The organism is Paenibacillus sp. J22R232 (assembly GCF_056269165.1).
The window spans coordinates 598,832-610,511 of record NZ_JBWDNK010000001.1 but is presented as its reverse complement, the minus strand read 5'-3'; the positions used below and the strand labels follow the sequence as shown (position 1 = coordinate 610,511).

At 48.0% G+C, this 11,680-nt stretch carries 10 protein-coding genes; all 10 read right to left on the bottom strand.

Translation table 11 applies throughout. The features are described 5' to 3' along the window. Positions 1-35: 35 nt before the first annotated feature. Positions 36-821, bottom strand: coding sequence for a spore cortex-lytic enzyme (sleB, locus tag AC0YN3_RS02965; protein ID WP_475773615.1), 786 nt, complete (start codon positions 819-821; stop codon positions 36-38). Between the two features lie 118 nt (positions 822-939). Beyond that, entirely contained in the window at positions 940-3,621 is a 2,682-nt protein-coding gene (locus AC0YN3_RS02960) for an FtsK/SpoIIIE family DNA translocase (RefSeq protein WP_475773614.1), read from the bottom strand. Between the two features lie 80 nt (positions 3,622-3,701). Then, entirely contained in the window at positions 3,702-3,914 is a 213-nt protein-coding gene (locus AC0YN3_RS02955; protein ID WP_475773613.1) for a YlzJ-like family protein, read from the bottom strand. After that, positions 3,911-4,645 carry a ClpP family protease gene (locus AC0YN3_RS02950; RefSeq protein ID WP_475774275.1) on the bottom strand — a complete coding sequence of 245 codons (735 nt, stop codon included), beginning with the start codon at positions 4,643-4,645 and terminating at the stop codon, positions 3,911-3,913. The genes AC0YN3_RS02955 and AC0YN3_RS02950 overlap by 4 nt, the downstream gene beginning before the upstream one ends. A gap of 181 nt (positions 4,646-4,826) precedes the next feature. Beyond that, positions 4,827-6,506, bottom strand: a complete 1,680-nt coding sequence (locus tag AC0YN3_RS02945; protein ID WP_138751535.1) for a ribonuclease J — start codon at positions 6,504-6,506, stop codon at positions 4,827-4,829. A gap of 399 nt (positions 6,507-6,905) precedes the next feature. Next, the gene (gene dapA, locus AC0YN3_RS02940) at positions 6,906-7,781 is read right to left on the bottom strand and encodes a 4-hydroxy-tetrahydrodipicolinate synthase (protein WP_475773612.1); all 876 of its coding nucleotides are present in this window, start codon (positions 7,779-7,781) and stop codon (positions 6,906-6,908) included. 27 nt (positions 7,782-7,808) lie between these two features. Then, positions 7,809-9,023: an aspartate kinase gene (gene dapG, locus AC0YN3_RS02935; protein WP_475773611.1), complete on the bottom strand. Its 1,215-nt coding sequence runs from the start codon at positions 9,021-9,023 to the stop codon at positions 7,809-7,811. 57 nt (positions 9,024-9,080) lie between these two features. After that, positions 9,081-10,115 (bottom strand): aspartate-semialdehyde dehydrogenase, encoded by a 1,035-nt coding sequence (locus tag AC0YN3_RS02930; protein ID WP_475773610.1) that lies wholly within the window; start codon positions 10,113-10,115, stop codon positions 9,081-9,083. 31 nt (positions 10,116-10,146) lie between these two features. After that, complete coding sequence (locus AC0YN3_RS02925; RefSeq protein WP_475773609.1) at positions 10,147-10,734, bottom strand: dipicolinate synthase subunit B; 588 nt, start codon at positions 10,732-10,734, stop codon at positions 10,147-10,149. Then, positions 10,731-11,630 carry a dipicolinate synthase subunit DpsA gene (gene dpsA / locus AC0YN3_RS02920; RefSeq protein WP_475773608.1) on the bottom strand — a complete coding sequence of 300 codons (900 nt, stop codon included), beginning with the start codon at positions 11,628-11,630 and terminating at the stop codon, positions 10,731-10,733. The genes AC0YN3_RS02925 and dpsA overlap by 4 nt, the downstream gene beginning before the upstream one ends. Positions 11,631-11,680: the final 50 nt, after the last annotated feature.

The following is an 11,680-nucleotide window of genomic DNA, read 5'->3' as shown; positions in this document are numbered from 1 at the left end:
AGTAACGGCTGCTTCCTCTCGTAAGTGTCCTATAGTTACATACAGAAAATATGTTTGCCGATCGTCTTGATTTGTGTCCTTGTCCATATCCATTTCGATGTTGCGGTATCGGGGTTAAAGTAGTAAATGCAGCCTCCAGTTGGATCCCAGCCATTAATTGCATCTTCAACCGCTTCCCTAGCCTTTGCATTTGGCGTGAGCCAAATTTGCCCGTCTGCAACCGCAGTGAACGCGCCAGGCTGAAAAATAACGCCGTATATCGTATTAGGGAAGCTTTGCGATTTCAGTCGGTTGATAATAACGGCAGCAACAGCAACTTGTCCTTCATAAGGCTCGCCGCGCGATTCGCCGTATACGGCATTAGCCATCATCTGCAAGTCATTCTCGGTCAAGCCTAGACGGTTTGACTTGGCTATCGTCGTCTCTTTGCCGGCTGAACTTGCTGTTTCCTTGCCGCTTGCTCCCGAATTAGCTGCTGGGGGGGCTGCCGCGGTAGGCTTCCAGCTCTTTGTAGCTTCCCAAAGCTTAAGCTTCGTTTTTGCACCGACGACGCCATCCGACTTCAGGCCAAACTTCCACTGAAACCAAGTTACCGCGTTTTTAGTACCCGTACCGAACTTCCCGTCTACTTCGCCTTTGAAATACCCGAGGTGCTTCAGTCGTCCTTGAAGCTCGTTTACGTCTTGCCCCGAAGAGCCCACGGTCAAGGTAGCATTGCTAAACGTCTCCGCAGCCTTCTCCCGATCTCCGTGCAGCAGCGTGAATGAGCCAAACAACAACAGCACGATAATCGAGGTTGCCAGAATCAAACGATTTCTCATGATGGGATCTGCCTTTCTCTTGCAAGTTAGTTCGCTTAAGGTAGCGTTACCTGACTTTAGTATGAGAAATTCAATCCGCTTCTATGCACTTTATTCCGTATTCGGCAAACGGCAGGGATTACGAGCTAACTTTCCCAGCTTGGAACTGATCCATTGTGATCAGGACTTCCCTCGGCTTGCTTCCTTCGTACGGACCCACGATAGAGCGTGCTTCCATCTGATCAATCAATCTAGCCGCCCTTGTATAACCAATTCTCATCCTGCGCTGCAGCAGCGACACGGATGCTTGCTTTGCTTCAATGATAATCTGAACGGCTTGATCATATAGCTCATCAAGCATTTCATTTCCTTCCGCCGTTTCTTCTTCAACCTCCGGCACTAGATCTTCCTTGTACTCGGCTTCTGCTTGGCCCCGGGCGAAATTAACGAGCGTCTCAACTTCCTGATCCGATAAGAAAGCGCCTTGGACCCTGATGGGCTTAGACATGCCGACCGGTAAAAACAACATATCGCCACGGCCCAGAAGCTTCTCGGCTCCGACCATATCCAGAATGGTACGAGAATCTACTTGGGAGGATACGCCAAAGGCAATGCGCGAAGGTATGTTTGCCTTGATTACGCCTGTAATAACATCAACAGACGGCCTCTGCGTCGCAATAATAAGATGAATGCCGGCAGCACGAGCCATTTGGGCTAAACGGGCGATTGAATCCTCTACATCATTGGCGGCAACCATCATCAAATCCGCCAGCTCGTCCACGATTACGACGATATATGGAAGGACTGCCGCAGGGTTGTCCGCCATTAACGTGTTGTAGCCTTCGATATTACGCGTAGCAGATTTTGAGAACAGCTCGTAGCGGCTCTCCATCTCAACGACGATTTTTTTGAGCGCGAGCGACGCTCTCTTTGGATTTGTAACGACCGGCGCTAGCAAATGCGGAATGCCGTTATAGACATTAAGCTCGACCATCTTCGGATCGATCATCAGAAACTTTACTTCATCTGGAGCTGCTTTGTACAAAATACTCGTAATAATACCGTTAATACAAACTGACTTGCCTGAGCCCGTGGCTCCAGCTACGAGCAAATGGGGCATTTTTGCCAAGTTCCCGACTATAGTCTGACCCGAAATGTCACGTCCGAATGCAATGGAAAGCTTGGATGCGGCATTCTGGAAAGTGGCTGTTTCCATTACCTCGCGCATCGTCACGACGGATACTTCCATGTTCGGAACCTCAATGCCGATGGCCGACTTCCCCGGAATCGGAGCCTCCATACGGATATCCTTAGCGGCTAGCGCTAATGCGATATCATCTGTCAATCCCACAATACGACTAACCTTTACGCCTGTCGCGGGCTGGACCTCATAGCGCGTAACGGCTGGTCCTCTAACAACATCGAGTACTTTCGCTCGTACTCCGAAACTTTCTAATGTTGCTTCCAGCTTCCTACGGGAGTCGTACATATCTGTTGCATCAGCATTTTTGCTCATAAGGTTCGGCTTCGTCAGCAAAGAGAATGGCGGCAGCAGGTATGGCTTAACGGTCACGGCTTCCTCTGCAGCAATTGGACGCCTTGGTACTGTTTGCCCTTGATTATCATCCGCTTCCAGTGCCTCTGATTCGGGCGGTGCATTTTTTGATGCTTGCTCGGATAAATCAAGCTCCCCGTTATTATCCGCTTCGTCCTCCCAATCTTCTGTATCGAATGACTCCATTGACTCCTCGGCTGGAATTGGCGCAATGCCGTTCTCGATCCATGGTAGTTCAGCTTCAGTCTCTGGTATATCGGGGTCAATAATAAAGCCTTTCTCATCGTTAACCCATGGTTCAGTTTGCGTATGTACAAGCTCGTTCGGATTGGAAGCGTTATGTATGTCTGTGCCCGATTTTTCCCAAGGCGGTTCTATCTCGTTCTGCCAGGCCGGTGAGCTGCCTATTGCTGTATCAGCACTGTTTGGCTCAAATACCCAATCATCGAGTCCTTCCTCTTTGCCATCCGATTCCTCTTTATCAGCATTAGTCCGCCATGAGAAAAATAAGGATCTTCTTTTTTTAGGAGGAGCGGCTACGTAATCATCATGCTCGTCGTCAATCGTGTCATCGTCGTCCAAATCTGCTTGTCCTGCGCTTCCGCTTGCCGTAGCTGACGCTCGTATTGTAGCTCGCTTTGCCCATTTGGCCGCCAGCAGCTTGAACATGCGCGTACCGCGGCTGCTGACTACTCTTCCCAGCTCGACGTAAGACTTGCCTGTCATGAGCATAATCGAGATCGCAAACATGACGAACATAATGAGCTTCGCACCATAATAACCGAATAACGAGAAAAACAACGAGTATTGAATTGCGCCTACGTATCCTCCGCTGATTTCCTTGTCACGGATAGGCAGATCGCTCTCCGCAGGTACGCTAATTAATGATAGCTGCAAATCACTGCTTAACTGCCTGAATATTAACGTTCCGGTTAGCTCTACGGTAGGAGTAAGTTTTTGTTCGATTTCTGAGATAGAGCTCATCAACGTGAAAGCAAGTACCAAAATAAGCAAGCCTGTGCGCTTATTCGTCCAGCCTTTTGGCCAAGCCCTCTTAATCATAACCGCTAATCCAATGACGATACCAACGATTGCAAGCACAAAATAAAACTTGCCGAGCACAAGTCCAAATAATTTGGATAACGAGCGCCCGACAGCCGCTTCCCCGGAGAGAGCTATGATGGAGATCGTAATAAGCAGAATGCCGTATACTTCGTATTTTAGGTTAGTACCTAGTGATTTTCTTCGTCTCTTTTTTTTAGCCAAATCGGTCACCTCTGGTAAAAGATTATACCATAGGTGGGCAAATGTTCCTATGAGACATTCGTACGAACATCCGTTTGGCGTTACCGGTATTGAATGATCGTACCCGGCGTGAATAGCGGGTTCAAATAATCATCTAGGCCGCACTCGATTAGCCTAACGATTTTCCCCATCCCAGGAGCAATGGGAATGACCTGCATTTTCACTCCGCTTGTCCATATCTCCTGCATGTCTTCTCGATCGTCATTAAAACCTTCAAGAACGACTTCTAGTGGCATATTCGTATACAACGTCATTGCAGCGTCACCTCCACCTTGCTTTGCTTGAATGCTTCTATTCGCTTATTCAGCTCTTTAAGCGCTTCTCCTAAGCCGCCAACGGCATCGATAAGCCCATGCTTTACAGCATCGGAACCAATAACCGTCGTACCGATATCACGCGTGAGCTCACCCGTCTTGAACATCAGTTCTTTGAAAATATGCTCAGACACATTAGAATGCGAGGTTACGAAACGGACGACACGCTCCTGCATTTTATCCAAATACTCGAATGTTTGCGGAACTCCGATTACTAATCCGTTCAGCCTTATCGGGTGAATCGTCATTGTCGCGGTTTCAGCAATAAACGACATATCTCCTGCGACGGCGATCGGGACGCCAATCGAGTGACCGCCGCCAAGGACCAAGGTGACCGTAGGCTTCGTTAAGGATGAGATCATTTCGGCTATGGCAAGTCCCGCTTCCACGTCACCGCCGACTGTATTGAGCACGATAAATATGCCTTCGATTTTATGATTTTGTTCTGCTGCGACTAGCTGGGGAATAAGATGCTCGTACTTGGTCGTTTTATTCTGCGGCGGTAATACAAGATGGCCTTCTACTTGCCCGATAATCGTCATACAAAATATGTTAGATTCCGTCATTGCCGGTGTCGCGGTCTGACCTAGCTGTTGAATCGTTTCTACGACAGCACTCGCTCTTCTTTTCTCGTCTGCGTTTGGTTCCGGCTGCTCTGCTGTTATATCCATTCGTGAATGCCAATACATGTACAATCCCCCTCTTGTGATATTGCTTGTCATAGTATGGGGTCTCCCGTCGAATTTATGCAGTTAAAACCCGAGCGCCAGCAGATATAAAAAAAGAATCGCTTGTATCCGCCGCGGCAATTGCGGAATGGACAAGCGATTCTCTTCATCAGAAACTTTTGTATTATACTTCCATAATAATAGGCAGGATCATTGGGCGGCGACGGGTTTGCTCGTACAAAAAGCGTCCAAGCGCATCCTTCACATTCGTCTTAAGCGATGCCCATTCATTGACTTTATCATTCATCAATCGTGTTAAAGTCGATGTAACAATGCGGTTCGCCTCATCAAGAAGACCTTCGGACTCCCGTACGTAGACGAAACCACGCGAGATAATATCCGGACCAGACAAGATCGCTCCGTCCTGCTTGCTGAGCGTAACAACAACGACTAGAATACCGTCCTGCGAAAGCAGCTTGCGGTCACGCAATACGATATTACCGACGTCGCCAACGCCCAAACCGTCAATCAGAACGTTACCTGCTTGTACTTTCGACCCTTTGCGACCGTTTCCGTTCTGGAATTCGACAGTATCTCCGTTATCAATAACGAAAATGTTTTCACGTTCAATGCCGATTGCTTCTCCGAGCTTCGCATGTTGACGAAGCATACGGTACTCACCATGAATCGGAATAAAATATTTCGGTTTGATGAGGTTAAGCATTAGTTTCAGTTCTTCTTGGCTGCCGTGACCGGATACGTGAACGCCGGATACCGAACCGTTGCCATAGATGACATTCGCGCCAAGACGGAATAATTCATCGACTGTACGACCAACATATCGTTCGTTACCTGGAATAGGCGTTGCTGCAATGATAACGGTATCGCCAGGAAGAATATCCACCTTGCGGTGTGTGGAGCGTGCCATGCGCGTAAGCGCCGACATCGGCTCGCCTTGACTGCCTGTACATAAAATAACTACGCGATCAGCTGCAAGCTTATTGACTTCCTCCGGCTCGATAATCATGCCTTCTGGAATATTCAAGTAACCAAGATCGGATGCAATGCCAACAACATTAACCATGCTGCGTCCGACAACAGCGATTTTGCGTTTTGTCGCGATGGCAGCGTTAATGATTTGTTGAATACGGTGAACGTTCGACGCGAATGTCGCAACAACAACGCGCTGTGATGATTTGCGGAAAATATCTTCAAGGTTGTCTCCAACCTGAGCTTCCGACGGTGTGTAGCCAGGGCGCTCAGCGTTCGTACTATCGGATAAAAGTGCCAATACGCCACGTTTTCCGATTTCGGCAATGCGTTGCAAGTCTGCAAACTGTTCATTAACCGGAGTATGGTCAAACTTAAAGTCACCTGTATGGACAACGGTACCTTCCGGGGTGTCTAAGCTAACGCCAACGGAATCTGGGATACTGTGGTTTGTTCTGAAGAATGATGCACGGATGGTTCCTAATTGAATTTCGCTGTCTGCGTTGATAAGAATACGCTTCGTTTCTCCAAGCAAGCTAGCTTCCTTCAATTTACCTTCAATTAGGCCCATTGTAAGTTTTGTAGCATATAACGGAACATTTAGGCTTTTCAGCACGTATGGCAATCCGCCGATGTGATCCTCATGACCATGCGTAATGATAATTCCGCGAACTTTGTCGCGATTTTCGGTAAGGTAGGAGATATCTGGTATTACAATATCAATCCCGAGCATGTCCTCTTCTGGAAACTTCAAGCCCGAGTCAACGACAACGATGTCATTGTTATACTGGATAACGTACATATTTTTTCCGATTTCGCCTACTCCGCCTAGTGCAAAAATGAGCAGTTTATCCTGGTTGTTCTTCTTAGACAAGTGTATCTTTCCTCCTTAAAATTTTGCGAAGCGGTAAACGCTTCGTAATCATCTGTTAAATTTGTCGAAGCAACTTCGCTTCAAAGCATCTGATTATTTTTGCGAAGCTAGAATGGCCTCGTAATTATTGTCTTTATATGGAAAAGCAAAGCTATACATTACTTATCCATAGGTGTTGTGATGCCGAACTTCTCGCTACCTATGCACGTGTTTCGTCAGATGCCGCTCTGACGTTAAGTTCATTTCCAAATATTTGCCGCACCCAGTCACTTGAAATCATTATACATGAAGAAAAAGCTGGAATACAAGTGAAACACGATATTGCTATTTTGAATTAGGTTTCCCCAAAAAATAAAACCGATGCTGGACGCACCGGCTGGGATAAATAAAATCGATTAATTATGCCAATAAGTTGCGTAGGAATGCGGACTCAGCTTCATTAACGGTAACAAGCGGCAATCTAACTCCGCCAACTGAAATCCCTTTTAAGCCTAAAGCATATTTTACTGCAACGGGGTTGGGCACAGGATGAGGACAATAGAATAGACCTTTGAAAACCGGCAGAAGCGTTCCGTTAATACGCGCAGCCTCCTGAACATTGCCATCCAAATGTGCTTGAATAAGCTCTTTCATCTGAACGCCCACGATATGACTAGCTACGCTGATAATACCATAGCCGCCTACAGCCAAAGACGGCAGCGTCGCACTGTCATCACCGCTGTACACCCTGAAGCCCTCAGGTGCCCCGCTAATGATTTGCGACAGCTGTTCCGTATTAGCACAATCCTTTGTAGCAATAATATTGTCGATTTGCGCTAAACGAAGCGTTGTATCGGCAGAGATATTTACGCCTGTACGGCCTTCCACGTTATACAAAATAATCGGCAGAGCCGTTGCTTCCGCGATTGCTTTGAAATGCTGGAAAAGCCCTTCTTGGCTAGGACGATTGTAATAAGGCGCAACAAGCAGAATTCCATCAACGCCAGCTGCTTCAGCATCCTTGGTCAAATGGATCGAATGGGCTGTGTTGTTGCTGCCCGTACCTGCAATAATTTTGCAGCGTCCGTTCGCATGCTTGACAGCAAATCGGAACAGCTCCAGCTTCTCTTCATCTGAAAGCGTCGGCGATTCGCCAGTCGTACCTGAAACGACAAGGCTATCGCTTTGCTGCTCATCAATTAAATAATCGATCAATTGGCCAGTTGTTTGCCAATCAATATGACCATCCGCATCGAATGGCGTTACCATTGCGGTAATCAATCTTCCAAATTCCATCTGAATTCCTCCTAAAAGTGTTGCTCTCTATCGATGAAGCTCGAACTTCGCGTGGAGAGAACGAAGTGCCTCAGCCATATCCGCTTCACGAACGAGCACCCAAATCGTTGTATTAGAATCAGCAGATTGCATAATGGAAATCCCTTGCTCCGTCAGCGCTTCCACGATACGTGCCATGACGCCGGGTTCCCCGTTCATTCCTCCACCTATTACCGATACTTTCGCACAGCCATTAATGGCAGAAGGGGCAAAACCAGCCTCTACCAATACCTTTACTGCCCGTACTGCATCATGATCAAAAACAGTATAGATTGCACCGCTAGGCGTCACATTAATAAAGTCAACGCTAATATGATGTTTGGCCATCGATTGAAAAACCTGGAGCTGTACGTCATTTCGGCCTTCAATCGCTCTTACAGAAATTTGCGTTATTCCAGAAACGTGGGCAATTCCCGTGACATGCCTATCCTTGACAGAAAGCTCTGCTTTCAGTTCGGCTGAATCCGTGACAAGCGTTCCAGTTTCTTGGGAAAATGTCGATCTTACACGCAGCGGTATGCGTGCTTGCTGGGCAATCTCCACAGCCCGAGGATGAATGACCTTCGCGCCTTGCCTAGCCATATTGCAGATTTCGGCATAGCTCACGACAGGCAAAGGTTTTGCTTCCTCTACGATTCGAGGATCCGCGGTTAATATGCCATCCACATCCGTATAGATATCGACCATTTCAGCTCGAAGCGCTGCTCCTAAAGCAGTAGCCGAAGTATCGCTGCCGCCTCGTCCTAGCGTTGTCGTATCGCCATGCACCGTGCTCCCTTGAAAGCCCGTTACAATAACGACGGTTCCTTCCCGCAAATGGGCAAGAACCTTCTCTGGCCGGATTTCTTTGATCCGCGCATGCCCGTACTGCTCGTCAGTCAACATGCCCGCCTGTCCGCCAGTTAGGACAACGGAAGGTATCCCGCTCGCATGGAGTAAGCTGCATAAAGCAGCTGCGGAAATAATCTCTCCGCAGCCAAGCAGCATATCTCGCTCGCGAGCCGGCAAGCTGTCGCCATTATCACGTATCATCTGCAATAAAGTATCCGTTGCGTAAGGATCACCCTTGCGTCCCATTGCGGAGACAACAACGACAATAGCACATCCTTCGTTTCGTTCTCTGGCAATATGTTCGATCACATGTTCTCTGGCATCATTGGTAGATAGTGAGGTGCCCCCGAATTTCTGGATCAGGATGCGCATAATATAATCCTCCATGATCGATCCCAGGAAAAAGCAAACAATGACCTGCTTAATACATTAACCTTTTGAAATATGTTCTGCGATTTGTACGGCATTCCATGCTGCGCCTTTGAGCAGGTTATCGGATACGATCCACATATTAAGTCCGCGCTCAAACCCAAGATCGCGTCTCAAGCGACCAACAAAAACATCCGGCTTGCCGGCAGCCTCGGTCGCTAGAGGGTACTGCTGATTTGCTGGATCATCAACAAGCGTTACGCCCGGTGCGTCCGCAAGCAGCTGTTTAACCTCTTCCAAGTCGTAATCGTTTTTAAGTTCCACATAAACAGATTCCGAATGCCCGTATACAACAGGAATACGAACGCAAGTCGCCGTAACCTGAATCGACTCGTCACCCATAATCTTTTTTGTTTCACGGACCATTTTCATCTCTTCTAGGGTATAGCCATTGTCTTGGAATTTATCAATCTGCGGAATCGCATTGAAAGCGATTTGATGCTTAACCGGCAATGAACCCACGGGTAAAATAGCCGGATTAACATCTTCCCCGTTCAGTGAGGCAGTAGTCTGACGAAGCAGCTCATCGATTGCGAGGCTCCCGGCACCGGATACAGCTTGATACGTAGATACGATAATCCGTGCTATTCCGTAACGATCTTGAAGCGGCTTAAGCGCAGCTACCATTTGGATTGTCGAACAATTGGGATTAGCGATTATGCCCTTATGCTCGCTAATCTTCTCTAGATTAACTTCAGGGACGACAAGAGGAGTATTCTCGTCCATACGAAACGCATTCGTATTGTCAATGCATACTGCGCCATGCTTAACCGCATGAGGCGCAAGTGCTTTTGTCACCTCGCCGCCCGCGCTGAACAATGCGATTTCAATGCCTTTGAAGCTATCGGGCGTTGCTTCTTCGACCGTATGTTCCTGGCCTTTGAAGGTAATGACTTTGCCTGCGGAACGGGCAGAAGATAATAGCTTTAATTGTTTGATAGGGAAGTTTCTGGACTCGAGTAAATGTAGTATTTGTTCTCCAACTGCGCCTGTTGCCCCAACCACTGCAACATTAAACAATCGCTGATTCGACATTTGTTGTCGTCTCCCCCTCGTCCATCTGTCCTTAATGCCGCTCGACAAGCAGAGGCTGCAGCTGTTTGCCTTGTAGGGCAGCTTCGCATGCTTCCAAGACCAAATCCATTCTAGCAACAAGCGAATTCGGCTTCTGCACAGGATTATCTTGGCCAAACGGTACAAAATAAATATGTTTAGCCACTAATAGCTTCGCTATGTTAGCAGCATTTAAACCTAGCCCATCATTCGTCGAAATCGCAAGAACAAGCGGGCGTCCATTGCGCATTTGCGCTTTGGCGGCCATAAGAACGGCACTATCCGTTATCGCATTCGCCAGTCTGCTTGTTGTGTTTCCAGTACATGGCGCAATAACGAGCACATCTAGCAGCTTGGATGGCCCTAGCGGCTCAGCCTGCACAATCGTTGAAATAAGTTCATTTCCAGTAATCGCCTTAAGCTGTGTCTGCCAATCCTCGGACTTGCCAAACCGCGTATCCGTAGTCATAATCGTATTCGATACGATCGGCACCACATTCGCGCCTGCATCGACGAACCGTTTAATTTCTGGCATAACCTCAGCAAACGTACAATGTGAGCCCGACAAAGCGTAGCCCACCGTAATTCCGGACCAATTCATATCCCATTCCCCCGCTTAATCGTATCGTCCAAAATCAACTGTGATAAGCAATCCGCCATGATACGTCCAGCTGTTTTGGGTGCGACGATACCGGGAAGTCCGGGCGCGAGCATCGCTTTAATCCCGCGCTTCTCTGCAAAGCGGAAATCAGTGCCGCCTGGCTTCGATGCGAGGTCAATAATGACGGCCCGCGAGGGTAAATTTGCGATAATTTGCGCTGTGACTATCATAGTCGGAATTGTATTAAAAAGCAAGTCAATATTGCTTACATGCTGCAATAAACCGCTGATGTAGAAAGGCTCAAAGCCCATTTCTGCCGCTCTTGCGAAGTGCTCGGAACGGCGTACCCCAACCTTTACTTTTGACCCTAAACCCTTCAACGTGCGTGCCATCGTGAAGCCCGTTCTTCCGAAGCCAAGGACCATGGAAGAGGAGCCGTGAATCGTAATATCCGTATTCTGAATCGCCATCATTAATGCGCCTTCCGCCGTCGGGATCGAATTGTATATCGCAACATCGTCACGGTCAAACAGCTCGACTAACGACAAGGAATGCTTCTCGCAAAGCTGGCGCAGAAACGGCTTTGCCATTCCGGTGTAAACCGTGCAGTGTTTAGGCAGCTTCGAAAAATGACCCTCCGTTACCTGCATCTCCCGGTCGCTGAATACAGCGTGAATGATACCTTGGTCATCGGTACCTACCGCAGGCAAAAGCAGTGCATCGACAGCTTCAAACAGCTGCTCCTCAAACTCCGCCTGTACGGCTCCGTCCAGCGATGAATGCAAGCCGTCAAATCCTGATACGGTGACTGAAGCATCAAGCTCTGTCAACTTGCGGATGACCTCAAGCTGCCTTGCATCACCGCCAAGCAACAGCACTCGGACGCCTGTTAGCATTAAGCTCCACTCCTTTCTTGCTAATAGCTCAAGATCATCTTATGCTTGCG